Raw genomic sequence first — 17,906 nt, 5'->3', positions numbered from 1 at the left:
ATAGTCCTGACATCTTCCTCCGCCAGTACGGACCCATGATCAAACAACAGCTTGCCCGCTTTAACCGCCTCGACCTGCTCGGTCATCCTACCCCCCTGGAAAAACTCGAACGCCTGTCGACCTGGCTGGGCCGCGATGTGTACGTCAAACGCGATGACCTGACGCCATTGGCCCTGGGCGGCAACAAGCTGCGCAAACTTGAATACCTGGCCGCCGATGCCTTGGCCCAAGGCGCTGATACCCTGATCACCGCTGGCGCGATCCAGTCCAACCACGTGCGCCAGACCGCTGCCATTGCGGCCAGGCTTGGCCTGGGCTGCGTGGCGCTGCTGGAAAATCCGCTCGGCACCGACGACAGCAACTATGTCGGCAACGGCAATCGGCTGTTGCTGGACCTGTTCGATGCCAAGGTCGAATTGGTGGAAAACCTCGACAACGCCGATGAGCAATTGGAAGCGCTGGCCGGGCGTCTGCGCAGCAACGGTAAAAAGCCGTATCTGGTGCCGATTGGTGGCTCGAATGCATTGGGCGCTTTGGGTTATGTGCGTGCGGGCCTGGAACTGGCTGAACAGATCAAGGACACCGGGCTGCAATTCGCCGCCGTGGTACTGGCGTCCGGCAGTGCCGGTACCCACAGCGGCCTGGCGCTGGCCTTGAGCGAAGCACTGCCGGAGTTGCCAGTGATCGGCGTGACTGTTTCCCGTAGCGATGAAGATCAACGACCGAAAGTCCAAGGCCTCGCCGAGCGCACGGCCGAGCTGTTGGGTGTAAGCCTGCCGGCGAATTTCAAAATCGATTTGTGGGATGAGTATTTCGGCCCGCGCTATGGCGAGCCGAATGCCGGGACATTGTCGGCGCTGAAGCTGCTGGCGAGCCAGGAAGGGTTATTGCTGGACCCGGTGTACACCGGCAAAGCCATGGCCGGTTTGCTCGACGGCATCGGGCGCCAGCGCTTCGATGATGGCCCGATCATCTTCCTGCACACCGGTGGGGCGCCGGCGTTGTTTGCCTATACCTCAGTGTTTTGATCGTTCCCATGCTCTGCGTGGGAATGCAGCCCGTGACGCTCCGCGTCCCTAGAGGCATTCCCACGCAGGAGCGTGGGAACGATCACTTAGCCAAGAAAAGAATAACAAACTCAATATTTAGTATTTTCCTATCTAAAGGCGACATCATATAGTCGCGCCGCAGGCGAATTTGCAGCAAGACGCATAAGCTGCTTTAGGGCAGGATATCGCAGTCGTTCAAATCCCGAATTTGCCAACTTTTCCTTAAGCGTCTTCCATAAGAAAACACAGGGGCTTGTCATGAATTTTTCCGCATTACGTCGAAATCTGCTGGTGGGTTCGCTGGGCCTGGCGCTGAGCGCCGGCCTGCTCGGGCAGGCAGTGGCCGGTGAGCAGCTGCAAAAAATCAAGGACGCAGGCGTAATCAACGTCGGTCTGGAAGGCACTTATCCACCGTTCAGCTACATCGATGAGGCCGGCAAACTGAGCGGCTTCGAAGTCGAGTTCTCCGAAGCCTTGGCCAAAGAGCTGGGCGTGAAGGTCAAACTGCAGCCGACCAAATGGGAAGGCATCCTCGCGGCCCTGGAATCCAAGCGTCTGGACGCGGTGATCAACCAGGTGACCATCACCGAAGAGCGCAAGAAGAAGTATGACTTCTCCACGCCTTACACCGTTTCCGGGATTCAGGCGCTGACCCTGACCAAAAACAAAGACACCATCAAGACCGCCGCCGATCTGGCCGGCAAAAAAGTCGGTGTAGGTCTGGGCACCAACTACGAGCAGTGGGTGAAAGAAAATGTGCCTAAAGCTGACGTCCGCACCTACGAAGATGACCCGACCAAGTTCCAGGACCTGCGTGTCGGTCGCATCGACGCCATTCTGATCGACCGCCTCGCCGCGCTGGAATACGCAAGGAAGGCCAAGGACACAGCTGCCGCCGGCGAAGCGTTCTCCCGTCAGGAAGCCGGTATTGCCCTGCGCAAAGGCGAGCCTGAGCTGCTGGCCGCGGTGAACAAAGCCATCGACAAGCTGCGTGCCGACGGTACGTTGAAAAAGCTGTCGGAAAAATACTTCAGCGCTGACGTCACTCAATAATGGGAGACGCTTTCCAACTTGCGCTGGACTCCGCGCCCTTTCTGCTCAAGGGCGCGTACTACACGGTCATCCTGAGCCTGGGCGGAATGTTCTTCGGCCTGCTGATGGGCTTCGGCCTGGCGTTGATGCGTCTGTCGCGCTTCAAACTGGTGAGCTGGATTGCCCGCATCTATGTGTCGTTCTTTCGCGGCACGCCGTTGCTGGTGCAACTGTTCGTGATCTATTACGGCTTGCCGCAATTGGGTATCGAACTTGATCCGCTGCCAGCGGCCCTGATCGGCTTCTCGCTGAACATGGCCGCCTACGCCTGCGAAATCCTGCGGGCCGCCATCAGCTCCATCGAGCGCGGCCAATGGGAAGCTGCCGCCAGTATCGGCATGACACGCGCGCAAACCCTGCGCCGGGCCATCCTGCCGCAAGCGGCGCGCACAGCCTTGCCTCCGCTGGGCAACAGCTTCATCTCGCTGGTCAAGGACACGGCGCTGGCGGCCACCATTCAGGTGCCGGAGCTGTTCCGCCAGGCACAGCTGATTACCGCTCGCACCTTCGAAATTTTCACCATGTATCTTGCCGCTGCGCTGATCTACTGGGTTCTGGCGACTGTACTGTCGCACCTGCAGAATCAGTTGGAAGCGCGGGTCAATCGGCACGACCAGGAGTCATGACCCAATGATTGTCGTGGAAAAACTGACAAAGCAGTTCAAGGGTCAGGTGGTGCTCAACGGCATCGATCTGCAGGTCAAGGAAGGCGAGGTGGTGGCGATCATCGGCCCCAGCGGCTCGGGCAAGACCACCTTCCTGCGTTGCCTGAATTTTCTCGAGGAACCTAGCAGCGGCCGGATCAAGGTCGGCGACATCGAGATCGATGGCAGCCGTCCCCTGAACCAGCAGCAAAGCCTGGTACGGCGCTTGCGCCAGCACGTGGGTTTTGTGTTCCAGAACTTCAACCTGTTCCCCCATCGCACCGCCCTGGAAAACGTGATCGAAGGGCCGTTGGTGGTGAAAAAGACCCCGCGTGCCGAAGCCGTTACCCTGGGGAAAAAACTGTTGGCCAAGGTCGGCCTGGCGGGCAAGGAAGACGCTTACCCGCGACGCCTCTCCGGCGGTCAGCAACAGCGCGTGGCGATTGCCCGGGCGTTGGCGATGGAACCGGAAGTGATCCTGTTCGATGAACCGACCTCGGCACTGGACCCGGAACTGGTGGGTGAAGTGCTGGCGACCATCCGCGGCCTGGCCGAGGAAAAACGCACCATGGTGATCGTTACCCACGAAATGGGCTTTGCCCGGGACGTGGCCAACCGTGTGGTGTTTTTCGACAAGGGTGTGATCGTCGAACAAGGCGAAGCCAAGGCACTGTTTGCCAACCCGAAAGAGGAACGGACCAAGCAGTTTCTCAGCAAGTTCCTTAATAACGCTTAGTGCTACCTGTTTGAAAACTTCAACTTCCAAGGATGGAAGTGACACTCACCCCGTAAAAACAATAGATACCTCAACGATTCACTCCCGTCCTAAATAACTTCCCGCCCCCATGCGGTACATATATATATGTCCTGCAACAGATTCATACCGCCTGAAACTTATAAAACACCCTCCTGCCCCACGCTCGAAGGGTTGCTGCCTCAGAGGCATAAAACCCACCGAATAGCGCACTTTATTCGACAGAGCCATGCGGTTTATTAACCACATTGCGTAGGAGCTTTCTGAATCACTCAAGAACTAACCTTTAACCAACCCACGCTATTGACACCTATTCAAACGCACTCTTATCTAGTTCCCAACAGGCAAAATCCCTCACCTTCATTATTATTTAATCGCGCCAACAGCGAATCGTTTTGTTGCTTGGTAATTCACGCCTTTCGATCTTTCAGAAATGGACTTCGCGGCAAAGCCTCAAGGAGAGAAACCCATGACCAGCACTTCCAACAAACCCGAACTTGCAGCCCCGACCCTGGCGCAAAGCCACAAGGCCGGTATCAATATCACCTCGGCCGCGCACCTTTTGATCGAAGTGGCTCCCTACCCCGGTATGGATGAAGGCGATCTGATCGAGCTGTTCTGGAGCAACTGCTACGTGGCCTCCACTGTCCTGGGACCCGATCATGGCGGCACAGCCGTGAGCCTGCGAGTGCCGGAAAGCTTCATTGCCAATGGATCGGCCCGCGTTCATTACAAAGTCATGCAGGTGGGGCAAGGGCCTGCGGTATCACCGGCGACGCGCGTCCAGATCAAACTTGATTGCCCGGGCGGCCTGCTTCTTTGCGATGAGGAAAACCAGAGCCTGGCGCCCGTCTCCATCCCCGAGACCATTCGCCGTCAGGGGGTCAACCCGAATCAGGTCAAGCGCGGTGTTCCGTTGACCATCGAACCGTACCTGAACATGGCCGTCGACGACGAAATCACCCTGCGCTGGGGCGACGTGCGCATGGACCTGCCCAAGCTCAAGGCTTGCGATGTGGGTCAGCCGATTCAGGTATGGGTGCCCCCGGCGATCATTATCGAAGCCGGCGAAGACCTTCGACTGGAAGTGACCTACTGCATCCTCGATCGCGTAGGTAACAACTCGCGCTGGGCGCCGGCCCGTACATTGAAAATCGGCTGTGCCAACCCCTATTTGAAGGCCCGGCCAAAGGAATTACTCATGGCCGCCGAACCCCGCAAACACTGAGATCTCATGTAGCAGCTGGCGAAGCCTGCGTTCGGCTGCGTAGCAGTCGTCAAACCTGAGCTCGCGGTTCAACTGAATGACCGCAGTGTCTGATTTCACGACTGCTACGCAGCCGAACGCAGGCTTCGCCAACTGCTACCAAGGGGTCGTGCGAACTATTATCGGGTGAGTAACGTAACTTCTATTCATATTCCTAAAAGTTAGTTCAAAAAATATTTATACACGTTTAGGGTATATACACCGGACCACCGGACATTCGTGTTTTCGTTCGCCGCAACCCTTGCGGCGCTTTCATGAGATGTGAGGTAGGTATGGTCCGGAACACAATCACCCCAGTGCAAATCGCCAGGGCATTGCGTGCAGCCAAGGAGCGGCACTGATGTCCAGTCTGGCAGATGCAATCGTCCAGAGTGATCTGGACATCGCCCCCCTGTTGTTGCCCGCGCAGGTCTTGCGCAACGACGCACAAGCCATCAAGGCGGCCCATGAGCTGGCGCAAGTCGCCCGCCTGCAAGCAGCCAAACGTGACCAGCAGCGCAAGCTGCCGTGGTCGGAGATCGAGCAGTTTACCCGCAGCGGTCTGGGCAGTATTTCCATCCCGCGTGAGTACGGCGGCCCGCAGGTTTCATTCGTCACCCTGGCCTCGGTGTTCGCGATCATTTCCGCGGCCGACCCGGCGTTAGGGCAGATCCCGCAGAACCAGTTTGGAATCCTCAACCTGATCCTCGGCAGCGCCACCGAATCGCAGAAAAAGCAGCTGTTCAAAAGCGTGCTCGAAGGCTGGCGAATCGGTAACGCGGGACCGGAGCGCGGGACCAAAAATACTCTGGAGCTCAAGGCGCGGATCAGCGCCGACGGCGATGGCTTTGTCATCAACGGTCAGAAGTTCTATTCCACCGGCGCATTGTTCGCCCACTGGGTCGCAGTCAAGGCACTGAATGACGACGGCAAGCAAATGCTGGCCTTCGTCCGTCGCGGTACACCTGGGCTGCGCATCGTTGATGACTGGTCGGGCTTCGGCCAGCGCACCACGGCCAGCGGCACCCTTTTGCTCAACAACGTGCGGGTCGACGCCGAGCTGGTGGTGGATAACTGGAAGATCAACGACAGCCCGAATACTCAAGGCGCCGTGTCGCAGTTGATTCAAGCAGCCATCGACGCCGGCATTGCCCGGGGCGCCATCGATGACGCCATCGAATTCGTGCAAAAGCGCGCACGCCCCTGGATCGATGCCAAGGTCGACCGGGCCAGCGACGACCTCTACGTGATCGCCGACATCGGCAAGCTGAAAATCGAACTGCATGCCGCCGAAGCGTTGTTGCGCAAGGCCGGGCAAGTACTCGACCAGGTCAACGCCGCGCCGCTCACCGCCGAATCCGCTGCGCGTGCCTCGATTGCCGTGGCTGAAGCCAAAGTGCTGACCACCGAGATCTCGCTGCTGGCCAGCGAAAAGCTCTTCGAACTGGCCGGCAGCCGCGCCACCCTCGCTGAATTCAATCTTGACCGTCACTGGCGCAATGCCCGGGTGCACACGCTGCACGACCCGGTGCGCTGGAAGTATCACGCGGTTGGCGCTTACCACCTCAATGGAACCTTGCCTGCGCGGCATTCGTGGATCTGACGACCAGAACCTTTTTGACCAGATCCCTGGAGAAACACATGACTCTTTCTCACCCCGTCGCGGTCATCACCAGCGACGAGCAAGCCCTGATTATTGCCAGTGACCTGGCCGACGACTTCCAACGCGACAGCGCCTTGCGCGACCGCGAGCGTCGTTTGCCGTACCCGGAACTGGAAGTGTTTTCCCGTTCGGGTCTTTGGGGCATCAGCGTGCCAAAGGAATACGGCGGTGCCGGGGTTTCCAACGTCACCCTGGCCAAGGTCATCGCGTTGATCGCCCAGGCCGACGGCTCCCTCGGACAAATCCCGCAGAACCATTTCTATGCCCTTGAAGTGCTGCGTGTGAACGGTACTGATGAGCAGAAAAAACGCCTGTACGCAGACGTGTTGGCCGGCCAGCGCTTCGGCAATGCACTCGCGGAACTGGGCACCAAAACCGCCCATGATCGCGTCACCCGCCTGACTCGCGATGGCAATGGCAACCGCATCAACGGCCGCAAGTTCTACGCCACCGGCGCGATTTATGCCCAGCGCATCCCGACGTCAGTGGTAGACGAAAATGGCGTGCAGCAACTGGCCTTCGTCCCGCGCAACAGCAAAGGCCTGACGGTGATCGACGACTGGAGCGGTTTCGGCCAGCGCACCACTGGCAGCGGTTCGGTAGTGTTCGAGGATGTCTACGTCGCCGCCGAGGATGTGCTCCCGTTTCAAAGCGCGTTCGAGCGCCCGACCACTGTCGGCCCGTTGGCGCAGATTCTCCACGCCGCCATCGACACCGGTATTGCCCGCGCCGCCTATGAAGATGCCCTGCATTTTGTGCGCACCAAAACCCGGCCGTGGATTGATTCCGGTAACGACACCGCTACCCAAGACCCATTGACCATCAAGAGTTTCGGCCACTTGAGCATTCGCCTGCACGCAGCCGAAGCCTTGTTGGAACGTTCCGGCGAATTCCTCGATCAGGCCCAGGCCGACACCAATGCCCAGACCGTCGCCGCCGCGTCGATTGCCGTCGCCGAAGCCCGGGCCATCAGCACCGAAATCTCCCTCGCCGCCGGCAGCACACTGTTCGAACTGGCCGGCAGCCAGGCGACCCTGGCCGAACACGGTCTGGATCGCCACTGGCGCAACGCTCGGGTACATACCCTGCACGACCCGGTGCGCTGGAAATATCACGCCATCGGCAATTACTACCTCAACGATGAAAACCCTCCATTGCGAGGGACCATCTGATGGCTGATGCGAAAAAGAAAATCCTGCTCAATGCGTTCAACATGAACTGCATCGGGCACATCAACCATGGCCTGTGGACGCATCCACGGGACACGTCGACCCAGTACAAAACCATCGATTACTGGACTGAACTGGCTCAGTTGCTGGAACGCGGACTGTTCGACGGGTTGTTCATTGCCGACATTGTCGGCGTGTACGACGTCTATCAAAACGCGGTGGACGTGCCGCTCAAAGAGTCGATTCAGTTGCCGGTCAACGACCCGCTGCTGCTGGTCTCGGCCATGGCCGCCGTCACCAGAAACCTCGGCTTCGGCCTGACCGCCAACCTGACCTACGAACCGCCGTACCTGTTCGCCCGGCGTCTGTCCACGCTTGATCATTTGAGCCGGGGGCGGGTCGGCTGGAACATCGTCACCGGCTACCTCGACAGCGCCGCCAAGGCCATGGGCCTGAGCGAACAGGTGGAACACGACCGCCGCTACGACCAGGCCGACGAATACCTGCAAGTGCTCTACAAACTCTGGGAGGGCAGTTGGGAAAACGACGCGGTGCTCAACGACCGCGAACAGCGGATCTACGCCCAGCCAGACAAAGTGCACAAGGTCGAACACAAGGGCGAGTTCTATCAGGTCGAGGGTTATCACCTCTGCGAACCGTCGCCGCAACGCACGCCGGTGCTGTTCCAGGCCGGCAGTTCCGATCGCGGTTTGCTGTTCGCCGGTCGGCATGCCGAGTGCGTGTTCATTAGCGGCCAGAACAAACCGGCGACCCGGCTTCAGGTAGACAAGGTACGCGCCAGCGCCGTCGAAGCCGGGCGCAATCCCTGGGACATCAAGGTGTTCATGGGCTTGAACGTGATCGTCGGTGAGACAGAGGAGCTGGCCTGGGCCAAACACGCCGAGTACCTGAGCTACGCCAGCGCCGAGGCCGGTGTGGCGCATTTTTCGGCGTCCACCGGGATCGATTTTTCCGGGTACGAACTCGACGAACCGATCCAGTACGTGAAGAGCAACGCCATCCAGTCCGCCACCAGGAACCTGCAAAACAACGATTGGACCCGCCGCAAATTGCTGGAACAACACGCCCTCGGTGGTCGCTACATCACCGTGGTCGGCTCGCCTGAGCAGGTAGCCGATGAACTGGAATCATGGATCGCAGAAACCGGTCTGGACGGCTTCAACCTGACACGGATCGTCACCCCGGAAAGCTATGTGGATTTCATTGAACTGGTGATCCCTGAGTTACAGCGCCGAGGGTCATACAAGACCGCTTATGACAACGGCAGCCTGCGAGAAAAGCTGTTTCACGAAGGGGCGCATTTGCCTGGGCAACACATCGGTTCCCATTACCGACACTAACCCCCCGACCCTGATCGTTCCCACGCGGAGCGTGGGAACGATCGCCTTAACTTGACTGGAAAACTCATCATGACCAAGAAGCTCCTCTCCCACCCAGTCAAAGCACTGGCCCTGGCCCTCGGGCTCTTCAGTTCCGTCACCTTCGCCGCCGACCCGCCGCTGAAAGTCGGCACTACCGCCGCCTTCGCCATTCCCCTGGAAGCTGCCGTAGTAGAAGCCAACAAACAAGGCCTGACAGTCGAACTGGTGGAGTTCAGCGACTGGATCGCCCCCAACGTCAGCCTCGCCTCGGGCGACATCGACGTGAATTATTTCCAGCACATCCCGTTCCTGGAAAACGCCAAGGCCGCCGCCGGTTTTGACCTGGTGCCGTTCGCCCCGGGGATCATCAACAACGTTGGCCTTTACTCGAAAAAATACAAAAGCTTCGACGCGTTGCCCGAAGGTGCCAGCGTGGCCATCGCCAACGACCCGATCAACAGCGGTCGCGGCCTGCAACTGCTGGCCAAGGCCGGGCTGATCACCCTCAAACCGGGCGTCGGCTACAAGGCCACCGAAGAAGACATCATTGCCAACCCGAAGCAAATCAAAATCCTTCAAGTCGAGGCCGTGCAACTGGTGCGCGCCTACGACGACGCCGATCTGGTCCAGGGCTACCCGGCTTACATCCGTTTGTCGAAGACCTTCGATGCCAGTTCCGCCCTGCTGTTCGATGGCCTTGATCACAAGGAATACGTGATCCAGTTCGTGATCCAGCCGAAAAGCAAAACCGACCCGCGGCTGATCAAATTTGTCGACATCTACCAGCATTCGCCCGCCGTTCGTGCAGCGCTGGATAAATCCCACGGCAAGCTCTATCAAGCCGGCTGGGAAAGTTGAGCATGACGGCCGCGATCCAACGGCGACTGGAACTTGCGGAGCCACATAACGCCACGCAAACCGAACTGCACCCCGACCTCAATCGCGCCCACGTGCGCTTCATCGGCCTGGGCAAAACCTACAACGGCCAGCACGGTCCGGTTACAGCCTTGCACGGCATCGACCTGGCGATCCTGCGCGGCGAAGTGTTCGGCATTATCGGTCGCAGCGGCGCCGGCAAGTCGTCGCTGATCCGCACCATCAACCGCCTCGAACAGCCGAGCACGGGGCGGGTACTGATCGATCAAGTGGACATCGCCGAGTTCGACGAAGATCGTCTGGTGGCGCTGCGGCGGCGCATCGGCATGATCTTCCAGCACTTCAACCTGATGTCGGCCAAGACGGTTTGGCAGAACGTCGAATTGCCGCTGAAAGTCGCCGGCGTGCCCAGGGAGACGCGCGAGCAGAAAGTTCGCGAGCTGCTGGAATTGGTGGGCCTGCAAGGCAAACACACAGCCTATCCGGCGCAGCTTTCCGGCGGGCAGAAACAACGCGTCGGCATCGCCCGCGCGCTGGTGCATGACCCGCAGATTCTGCTGTGTGACGAGGCGACGTCGGCACTGGATCCGGAAACTACGCAATCGATCCTCGGCCTGCTGCGCGAGATCAATCAGCGCCTGGGTTTGACCATCGTGCTGATCACCCACGAGATGGCGGTGATCCGCGATATCTGTGATCGGGTCGTGGTGCTGGAGCACGGGCGAGTCGTCGAGCAAGGGCCGGTCTGGGAAGTTTTTGGCAACCCGCAGCATGAAGTCAGCAAGACCTTGCTCGCGCCATTGCAACACGCCCTGCCAGAAGAACTGCAAAACCGTTTGCGGGCGCAGCCGCCGTCTTCGGATGCCAGCGTGGTGCTGCGTTTGCAATTCACCGGTAGCGCCAGCGAAGAGCCAGACCTGGCGGCGCTGTTCCGCGCCCTCGGTGGTCGCGTGCGCTTGCTGCAAGGAGGTGTGGAACGAATTCAGGGGCATGCGCTCGGGCAATTGCTGCTGGCGGTGACCGGTTCATCCCTCGGCACCGAGGATTTGCGTCAGCGCGCTGGCCGCTGGGCGCAACAAGTGGAGGTGCTGGGTTATGGGGTTTGATCGCCTGCTTCAAGGTTTTATCGACACGTTTTTGATGGTCGGCGTGTCGTCATTGATTGCGCTGCTGGCGGGCATTCCGTTGGCGGTGATTCTGGTCACCAGCACCAAAGGCGGGATCTACGAAGCACCGGCGCTGAACCGTGCATTGGGCGCGTTCGTGAATCTGTTTCGCTCGATTCCCTTTTTGATTTTGATGGTGGCGCTGATTCCGTTCACCCGGTTGATCGTCGGTACCACCTACGGCGTATGGGCTGCTGTAGTGCCACTGACAATCGCTGCCACGCCATTCTTTGCGCGTATTGCCGAAGTCAGCTTGCGGGAAGTCGACCATGGATTGATCGAAGCGGCGCAGGCGATGGGCTGCCGACGCTGGCATGTCGTCTGGCATGTGCTGCTGCCCGAAGCGCTACCGGGAATTGTCGGGGGTTTTACCATTACGTTGGTGACGATGATCAACTCCTCGGCCATGGCCGGGGCGATTGGGGCCGGCGGGTTGGGGGACATCGCTTATCGGTATGGGTATCAGCGGTTTGACAGCCAGATCATGCTGACGGTGATTGTATTGCTGGTGGTGTTGGTGGCGATGATTCAGTTGGGTGGGGATCGGTTGGCGCGGGGGTTGAACAAACGCTAGGCATGTTGCGAACACTCATTGTGGCGAGAGCCTTTTGTGGGAGCGAGCCTGCTCGCGATGGCTGCGCAGCAGCCTCCGGCGTATATTCGGCTAATCCCAATTACCTGCGCAGCCAACCATGAAACAGACTCCCGACGACCTGGAGCAGATCACCTCCACCACCCTGGACCATTACAACGCAGTGGCCGAGGACTTCCGTGAAGGTACTCGTGACCACGATGTCAGCCAGAACATCGATGCCCTGTTGCGGCATATTCGGGGTGAGGCGCCGTTCAGCATTCTCGACTTCGGCTGTGGCCCTGGCCGAGATCTGAAAACCTTCACGCGCCTGGGCCACACCGCTGTCGGCCTCGACGGTTCGGAAAAGTTTGCGCAGATGGCCCGGGAGGACAGTGGTTGTGAAGTCTGGCAGCAGGACTTCCTGAAGCTTGACCTGCCGGCCGAGCGGTTTGACGGGATTTTTGCCAATGCGGTGCTGTTTCACATTCCGAGTCAGGAGTTGCCTCGGGTGCTGAAGGAACTGCGTGGGGCGTTGAAACCAGGTGGCGTGTTGTTCAGCTCCAATCCCCGTGGCGAGAATCAGGAAGGCTGGAACGGGCCGCGTTATGGGGCGTATTACGACCTTCAGGTGTGGCAACGAATGCTGACCGAGGCGGGGTTTGTGGAGCTTGAGCATTACTACCGGCCGGCGGGGCTGCCGCGGGAACAGCAGCCCTGGTTGGCGAGTGTCTGGCGTCGAGTCAACTGATCGTTCCCACGCTCTGCGTTGGAATGCCTCTTGGGACGCTCTGCGTCCCTGCGGCTGTGACGCAGAGCGTCACTGGCTGCATTCCCACGCGGAGCGTGGGAACGATCATTAGCGCTCGCCTCTACGCCTCTTTCTTCGGCTCGCGAACCTTGTACCAGGCCACGTACAGCGCCGGCAAAAACAGCAGCGTCAGCAACGTGGCGATGATGATCCCGCCAATCATCGCGTAGGCCATCGGGCCCCAGAACACTTCCCGGGCAATCGGGATCATCCCCAAACTCGCCGCCGCCGCCGTTAACAGAATCGGCCGGCGACGGTGTTCCGTGGCTTGCACTACTGCGTCCCACGGCGTGTAGCCGCTCTTCTCGAAAGAGTCGATCTGGGTCACCAGAATCACCGAGTTGCGGATGATGATGCCGATCAGCGCCAGAATCCCCAGAATCGCCACGAAGCCCATCGGCGTACCGGTCGGGATCAGCGCCAGCACCACGCCAATCAACCCGAGCGGTGCGACGCTGGCCACCAGGAACAGCTTCTGCACACTGTGCAGCTGGATCATCAGGAAGGTCGCCATCAAAAACAGCATCAACGGCACCACCTTGGCAATCGGTCCCTGGGCCTTGCCGCTTTCCTCCACGGTACCGCCGGTGGCGACTTTGTAGCCCACCGGCAAACTGGCGGCGAACTTGTCGATCTCCGGCTTTAGCTGTTGCACCAGGTCGGTCGGCTGAATCTCGTCGCGCACTGCAGCCTTGATAGTAATGGTCGGTTTGCGATCACGACGCCACACCAGCGGCTGCTCGAGTTCATACCGCACCGTGGCAAAGGCCAGCAGCGGAATCGACGTGCCGCTCGGGGTGACGATCTGCAAGTTCTCCAGGGTTTTCGGACTGCCGCGTTCGGCATCCTCGGCACGGCCCACCACGTTGATCAGGTAGATATCATCATCGACCTGCGTAACCGGCAAGCCGACGACGATGCTGTTCATCAGGTTCGCCACATCCTCCGACGACAGCCCCAGTTGCCGCGCCCGGTCTTGGGCGATGTCGATGCGCAAGACTTTGCCCGGCTCGTTCCAGTCGTAAATGATTTCGCCGATGTGCGAGTTCTTGTCCAGCTCGGTGGCCAGGGCAATCGCATGTTTGCGCACCTGATCGATGTCTTTACCGCTGACCCGGTACTGAATCGGGCGCCCCACCGGCGGGCCCATTTCCAGCGCCTGGACGTAACTGCCGATACCGACGAATTCTTCGCGCAGGCGCTTTTGCAAACGCTCGGTCAGGGCCGTGCGCGATTCCAGGCCTTTGCTGACGATCACCAGTTGTGCGTAGTACGGGTTTTGCAACTGCTGGTCGAGGGGCAGGTAGAAGCGGATTGCCCCTTCGCCGATGTAAGTGCTCCAGCGCACGATGTCCGGGTCGTCCTTGAACGTCGCTTCAAGCTTGTCCACCACCTTGCGGGTTTCGGCGATCGAAGCGTTTTGCGGCAGGTTCAGGTCGACGAGAATTTCCGGGCGGTCGGAGGACGGGAAGAACTGGTTCTGCACGTACTGCATGGAAAACACCGAGAGCACAAACAGCGCCACGGTGATGCCGATGGCCCACCAGCGATTGCGCATGGCCCAGAGCAGGCCGCCATTGAATGCCCGACCGATGCGCCCTGGCTCCTCGTCGTGAGGTTTCACCTTGGCGCTCAGAATATGCACACCCAGCACCGGGGCGAACAGCACGGCGACGATCCACGACACCAGCATCGCCACGGCGATCACCGCGAACAGCGTGAAGGTGTACTCACCGGCCGAGCTTGCGTTCAAGCCGATCGGCACGAAACCGGCGACGGTGACCAAGGTGCCGGTGAGCATCGGGAATGCGGTCGAGGTGTAGGCGAAGGTCGCCGCCTGCTCTTTGGTTTCACCCATTTCCAGGCGCGTGACCATCATCTCCACGGTGATCATCGCATCGTCCACCAGCAAGCCGAGGGCGATGATCAGTGCCCCCAGGGAAATCCGCTGCATGGTGATGCCGCTGTATTCCATGAAGAGGAACACCATCGCCAGCACCAATGGAATCGAACACGCCACCACCAGCCCGGCGCGCACGCCAAGGCTGACGAAACTGACGATCAGCACGATCACCACGGCTTCGAACAGCGCACTGGTGAAACCGCCGACGGCTTCTTCCACTACGTCGGCCTGGTCGGACACATTGTGCACACCGACGCCCACCGGCAGGTCCGCCGTCAGCTCATCCATGCGCTGGTGCAGCGCCTTGCCGAAGTCCTGAATGTTGCCGCCCTTCTTCATGGCGATCGCCAGGCCAATGGCCGGCTGGCCATTGAAGCGAAACTCCGGGGTGGCCGGGTCGACGTAGCCACGGCTGATGTTGGCGATGTCGGCCAGTCGATAGAAGCGATCGTTGAGCTTGAGGTTGACGTTGGCCAGGTCTTTTTCAGAAGCAAACTGGCCTGAAGTCCGCACCGAAATCCGCTCAGGACCGGCCTCGATCACCCCCGCCGGGGTCACGGCGTTTTGTGATTGCAGGCTCTGCACCACCTGGCGCTGATCGATGCCGAGGGCGGCGAGTTTGCGGGTGGAAAAATTCAGATAAAGGACTTCATCCTGCTCGCCGACCATCTCGACCTTGCCCAGCCCCGGGACTTCACGGATTTCGGCACGCACCTGTTCCACGTAATCGCGCAACTGGCGCATCGACAGGCCATCGGCGGTAAAGGCATACACCGAACCGAACACGTCGCCGAACTCATCGTTGAAACCCGGCCCTTGCAGGCCCTTGGGGAAGTCACCGCGAATGTCGTTGATCTTCTTGCGCACCTGGTACCAGATCTGCGGAATGTCCTTGGCACTGGTGGTGTCGAGCAGGTTAACGAAGACCGTTGATTCGCCTGGGCGTGTGTAGCTTTTCACGTAGTCGAGGGAGTCGAGTTCTTCGAGCTTTTTCTCGATCCGGTCGGTGACCTGCTTGAGTGTCTGTTCCTGGGTCGCGCCGGGCCAGCGAGTCTGGATCACCATGGTTTTGATGGTGAACGAGGGGTCTTCTTCGCGCCCCAGGTTCAGGTACGAGAACACGCCCATCAGCAGCGCAACGAACATCAAATACCAGACAAACGACTGATGCTTGAGGGCCCACTCGGATAAGTTGAAACTCCCTTTCATTGCGGGCTGTCCTCGTCGATTTTCACTTTCTGCCCCGGTTTGAGGCTGTTCACACCTGCGCTGACCACTCGCTCGCCGGTTTTCACGCCATTGGCCAGGATCACCGTCGCATCGGTCTGGCTGATCAGGCTGACTTCCCTGGGCGAGACGGTTTGCGTCTGCGGATCAACGACCCAGATCCGCAGTTTTCCATCGACCTTCTGCAGCGCGCTCACCGGCAGTTCGAGGCGCGGCTTGATTGCGGAGCTGAGGGTCACGCTGATTGCCGTGCCGAGGCGAAAGCCCGGTGGCGTATCGGCCAGGCTCAGACGGGCGCGACGGGTGCGGGTCGCGCTTTGCGCCTGGGGTTCGATTTCGCGAACGATGGCGGTGCTGGTGATGCTCGGGTCCAGTTGTGAAGCCACCTGGAACACCACGTCGGCTGGCAACTGATCGACCAGGGTATCGGGCAGGTCGATCACCGCTTCCTTGATGTCCGGCTGCGCCAGGGTCACCACTTGCTGGCCGGCCGTGACCACTTGCCCGGCTTCGGCATTCCACGCAGTGACGATGGCTTTGTGATCGGCGCGCAGCTCGACGTAGTTGAGTTGGTCCTGTGCCTGATCGACAGCAGCCCTGGCTTGATCGAGGGACGCCTGGGTGGTTTTCAGGTCGGTCTGGGCGATGTCCAGTTGCGCCTGCGCGCCAACCCCGCGATTGAACAGTTCCTGCTGACGCCGGGCGTTGGCCTGAGCATTGATGAGCTGCGCCTGAATCCGCGCCAGATCACCCTGGGCGGAGCGCAACTGGTTCTGCTGATCGGTAGGATCGAGGGTGGCGAGCAACGCGCCCTTCTGCACTTCGGCGCCCACATCGACGTTACGGCTGGCGATACGCCCCGGCACCCGGAAACCGACGTTGCTTTCGTAACGGGCCTGAATGCTGCCGGCAAACCGGCCGAGGTTTTCTTGGTTGAGGGCCTTCACTTCCACAGACAACACCGGCCTGACCGGTTCTGGCGGCGCTTCCTCCTTGGAGCAGGCGACCAGTAGCGCAGCGGCGGACAACAGCAACAGGCGCTTCATGGCTGGACTCCTGTCGCCAGGGGCTGGTCGGTATCTTCGACAATCTCCACGCGCACGCCCGGATGCAGTAACTGGCCGCCCGCGGTGATGACTTTTTCGCCCCCATCAAGGCCAGCGCTGACAATGACTTTGCCGGTCAGGTAACGGCCAACGGTGACGGTGTGCAATTGCGCCTTGCCCTCGGCGTCCACCAGCCACACGGCCGGATCGCTGACATTTTTGGTCAGGGCCGACCAAGGCAGTTCTACCGCGGTTTTACCGACGGGTTTGGCAGTGGCGCTCACCACCGAGCCCAGTTGCATGCCCTCGGGAAGACTGTCGAGGCTGACTTTGACTTGCACCGTGCCGGTTTGCGCGGACACGGTTGGCGTGACTTCCCGCACGGTGCCCGTGGTCTTGATTTTCGGGTTGTCGAGCAGGCTGACCACAATCGATCTATCCGACGGCGGCTCACTCAGCAGTGACTCATAAACGTTGAAAACCGCGTCACGCTCGCCGTCCCGAGCCAGGCTGAAAATCGGCACCGTGGCTTGTACCACTTGGCCGACTTCAGCCTGGCGCGCGGTAATCACCCCCGGCGCATCGGCAATCAACGCGGTATAGCTCAGTTGATCACGGGCGTTGGCCAATTGCGCTTGAGCCGCGCTCAGCGCGCTTTGACTGCTGCGCAAGGCGGCTTGAGCAGCGTCATATTCGCTCTGGCTGGTATAACCCTTTGGCAGGAGTTTCTGTTGGCGGACGAAGGCGGCGGCGGTTTGTTTGACCCGGGCCTGTTCGGCAACGACCTGGGCCTGGGCCGAGTCGACACTGATCTGCAGATCTTTCGGGTCAAGTCTGGCCAGCACTTGTCTGGCCGAAACCCGGTCACCGACATCGACCATACGCTGGATGATCTTGCCGCCAACACGGAACGACAACTCGGTTTGCACGCGCGCCTGGACATCGCCGGTGAGTGTCACTGCGGCGGCGTAATCGGTTGGCTTGACCTCTTGCACGAAGACGCGTGGACGGTCTTTCTCGACGGGCTGTTTATCGCCACAGGCGGTCAGCAAGGCGATGAGGCTCAGGCCGACCATTGATTTCAATCCGGGACACGCCATGCAAACTCCTTTGCGTTGTACGAACGTGCAAGTGACGATACGACTGTGAGCTTAGAACAGTGTTCCACGTCTGCACGAGCGATCCTTATACTCCACTGATCGTTCCCATGCTCTGCGTGGGAACGCCGCCATGGACGCTCTGCGTCCACTGTGACGCGGAGCGTCACGGGATGCATTCCCACGCGGAGCGTGGGAACGATCAATGAG

General features: G+C 59.8%; 15 protein-coding genes. 12 read left to right on the top strand and 3 right to left on the bottom strand.

Annotated features, from left to right (window positions below):
- The first annotated feature begins 35 nt into the window (after positions 1–35).
- From FHW68_RS23605 to FHW68_RS23550, 12 genes are all read left to right on the top strand, one after another.
- Positions 36–1,028, top strand: a complete 993-nt coding sequence (locus tag FHW68_RS23605; protein WP_183683357.1) for a D-cysteine desulfhydrase — start codon at positions 36–38, stop codon at positions 1,026–1,028.
- Between the two features lie 279 nt (positions 1,029–1,307).
- Positions 1,308–2,102: a cystine ABC transporter substrate-binding protein gene (gene tcyJ, locus FHW68_RS23600; RefSeq protein WP_095633539.1), complete on the top strand. Its 795-nt coding sequence runs from the start codon at positions 1,308–1,310 to the stop codon at positions 2,100–2,102.
- Positions 2,102–2,767 (top strand): cystine ABC transporter permease, encoded by a 666-nt coding sequence (gene tcyL, locus FHW68_RS23595; protein ID WP_168185107.1) that lies wholly within the window; start codon positions 2,102–2,104, stop codon positions 2,765–2,767. Before tcyJ ends, tcyL begins: the two co-directional genes overlap by 1 nt.
- 4 nt (positions 2,768–2,771) lie before the next feature.
- Positions 2,772–3,521 (top strand): L-cystine ABC transporter ATP-binding protein TcyN, encoded by a 750-nt coding sequence (tcyN, locus tag FHW68_RS23590; RefSeq protein ID WP_095633541.1) that lies wholly within the window; start codon positions 2,772–2,774, stop codon positions 3,519–3,521.
- Positions 3,522–4,008: 487 nt separating this feature from the next.
- Positions 4,009–4,767 (top strand): hypothetical protein, encoded by a 759-nt coding sequence (locus FHW68_RS27080; protein WP_221217254.1) that lies wholly within the window; start codon positions 4,009–4,011, stop codon positions 4,765–4,767.
- 379 nt (positions 4,768–5,146) lie between these two features.
- Positions 5,147–6,388 (top strand): SfnB family sulfur acquisition oxidoreductase, encoded by a 1,242-nt coding sequence (locus tag FHW68_RS23580; RefSeq protein WP_183683353.1) that lies wholly within the window; start codon positions 5,147–5,149, stop codon positions 6,386–6,388.
- 38 nt (positions 6,389–6,426) lie between these two features.
- On the top strand, positions 6,427–7,620 hold the full coding sequence (locus FHW68_RS23575) for an SfnB family sulfur acquisition oxidoreductase (protein WP_183683351.1): 1,194 nt from the start codon (positions 6,427–6,429) through the stop codon (positions 7,618–7,620).
- Positions 7,620–8,978: an LLM class flavin-dependent oxidoreductase gene (locus FHW68_RS23570; RefSeq protein WP_183683349.1), complete on the top strand. Its 1,359-nt coding sequence runs from the start codon at positions 7,620–7,622 to the stop codon at positions 8,976–8,978. Before FHW68_RS23575 ends, FHW68_RS23570 begins: the two co-directional genes overlap by 1 nt.
- Before the next feature lie 69 nt (positions 8,979–9,047).
- Positions 9,048–9,857, top strand: a complete 810-nt coding sequence (locus FHW68_RS23565) for a MetQ/NlpA family ABC transporter substrate-binding protein (protein ID WP_183683346.1) — start codon at positions 9,048–9,050, stop codon at positions 9,855–9,857.
- A gap of 2 nt (positions 9,858–9,859) precedes the next feature.
- Positions 9,860–10,981, top strand: a complete 1,122-nt coding sequence (locus tag FHW68_RS23560; protein WP_183683344.1) for a methionine ABC transporter ATP-binding protein — start codon at positions 9,860–9,862, stop codon at positions 10,979–10,981.
- Positions 10,971–11,615: a methionine ABC transporter permease gene (locus FHW68_RS23555; protein ID WP_095633548.1), complete on the top strand. Its 645-nt coding sequence runs from the start codon at positions 10,971–10,973 to the stop codon at positions 11,613–11,615. The genes FHW68_RS23560 and FHW68_RS23555 overlap by 11 nt, the downstream gene beginning before the upstream one ends.
- Before the next feature lie 118 nt (positions 11,616–11,733).
- Positions 11,734–12,363 (top strand): bifunctional 2-polyprenyl-6-hydroxyphenol methylase/3-demethylubiquinol 3-O-methyltransferase UbiG, encoded by a 630-nt coding sequence (locus tag FHW68_RS23550; protein WP_095633549.1) that lies wholly within the window; start codon positions 11,734–11,736, stop codon positions 12,361–12,363.
- Between the two features lie 121 nt (positions 12,364–12,484).
- Here FHW68_RS23550 and FHW68_RS23545 read toward each other — a convergent pair whose 3' ends face one another.
- From FHW68_RS23545 to FHW68_RS23535, 3 genes are read right to left on the bottom strand one after another with little or no spacing between them, the layout of a single operon-like run.
- Positions 12,485–15,535 (bottom strand): efflux RND transporter permease subunit, encoded by a 3,051-nt coding sequence (locus FHW68_RS23545; RefSeq protein ID WP_095633550.1) that lies wholly within the window; start codon positions 15,533–15,535, stop codon positions 12,485–12,487.
- Complete coding sequence (locus tag FHW68_RS23540; RefSeq protein WP_095633551.1) at positions 15,532–16,599, bottom strand: efflux RND transporter periplasmic adaptor subunit; 1,068 nt, start codon at positions 16,597–16,599, stop codon at positions 15,532–15,534. Before FHW68_RS23540 ends, FHW68_RS23545 begins: the two co-directional genes overlap by 4 nt.
- On the bottom strand, positions 16,596–17,699 hold the full coding sequence (locus FHW68_RS23535) for an efflux RND transporter periplasmic adaptor subunit (RefSeq protein WP_095633552.1): 1,104 nt from the start codon (positions 17,697–17,699) through the stop codon (positions 16,596–16,598). Before FHW68_RS23535 ends, FHW68_RS23540 begins: the two co-directional genes overlap by 4 nt.
- Between the last annotated feature and the right edge of the window lie 207 nt (positions 17,700–17,906).

The organism is Pseudomonas sp. Tn43 (genome assembly GCF_014192635.1).
Classification (GTDB): Bacteria; Pseudomonadota; Gammaproteobacteria; order Pseudomonadales; family Pseudomonadaceae; genus Aquipseudomonas.
The sequence above is the reverse complement of the archived record's forward strand: the minus strand, read 5'-3'. Positions and strand labels throughout refer to the sequence as shown.

What these genes read in the sequence shown, in the direction of transcription:
- FHW68_RS23545 (WP_095633550.1), bottom strand. Translation starts at nt 15,535, where the DNA reads ATGAAAGGGAGTTTCAACTTATCCGAGTGGGCCCTCAAGCATCAGTCG.
- FHW68_RS23535 (WP_095633552.1), bottom strand. Translation starts at nt 17,699, where the DNA reads ATGGCGTGTCCCGGATTGAAATCAATGGTCGGCCTGAGCCTCATCGCC.
- FHW68_RS23565 (WP_183683346.1), top strand. Translation starts at nt 9,048, where the DNA reads ATGACCAAGAAGCTCCTCTCCCACCCAGTCAAAGCACTGGCCCTGGCC.
- tcyN (WP_095633541.1), top strand. Translation starts at nt 2,772, where the DNA reads ATGATTGTCGTGGAAAAACTGACAAAGCAGTTCAAGGGTCAGGTGGTG.
- FHW68_RS23575 (WP_183683351.1), top strand. Translation starts at nt 6,427, where the DNA reads ATGACTCTTTCTCACCCCGTCGCGGTCATCACCAGCGACGAGCAAGCC.
- FHW68_RS23605 (WP_183683357.1), top strand. Translation starts at nt 36, where the DNA reads ATGATCAAACAACAGCTTGCCCGCTTTAACCGCCTCGACCTGCTCGGT.
- FHW68_RS23560 (WP_183683344.1), top strand. Translation starts at nt 9,860, where the DNA reads ATGACGGCCGCGATCCAACGGCGACTGGAACTTGCGGAGCCACATAAC.
- FHW68_RS23540 (WP_095633551.1), bottom strand. Translation starts at nt 16,599, where the DNA reads ATGAAGCGCCTGTTGCTGTTGTCCGCCGCTGCGCTACTGGTCGCCTGC.
- FHW68_RS23580 (WP_183683353.1), top strand. Translation starts at nt 5,147, where the DNA reads ATGTCCAGTCTGGCAGATGCAATCGTCCAGAGTGATCTGGACATCGCC.
- tcyJ (WP_095633539.1), top strand. Translation starts at nt 1,308, where the DNA reads ATGAATTTTTCCGCATTACGTCGAAATCTGCTGGTGGGTTCGCTGGGC.
- FHW68_RS23570 (WP_183683349.1), top strand. Translation starts at nt 7,620, where the DNA reads ATGGCTGATGCGAAAAAGAAAATCCTGCTCAATGCGTTCAACATGAAC.
- FHW68_RS23550 (WP_095633549.1), top strand. Translation starts at nt 11,734, where the DNA reads ATGAAACAGACTCCCGACGACCTGGAGCAGATCACCTCCACCACCCTG.
- tcyL (WP_168185107.1), top strand. Translation starts at nt 2,102, where the DNA reads ATGGGAGACGCTTTCCAACTTGCGCTGGACTCCGCGCCCTTTCTGCTC.
- FHW68_RS23555 (WP_095633548.1), top strand. Translation starts at nt 10,971, where the DNA reads ATGGGGTTTGATCGCCTGCTTCAAGGTTTTATCGACACGTTTTTGATG.
- FHW68_RS27080 (WP_221217254.1), top strand. Translation starts at nt 4,009, where the DNA reads ATGACCAGCACTTCCAACAAACCCGAACTTGCAGCCCCGACCCTGGCG.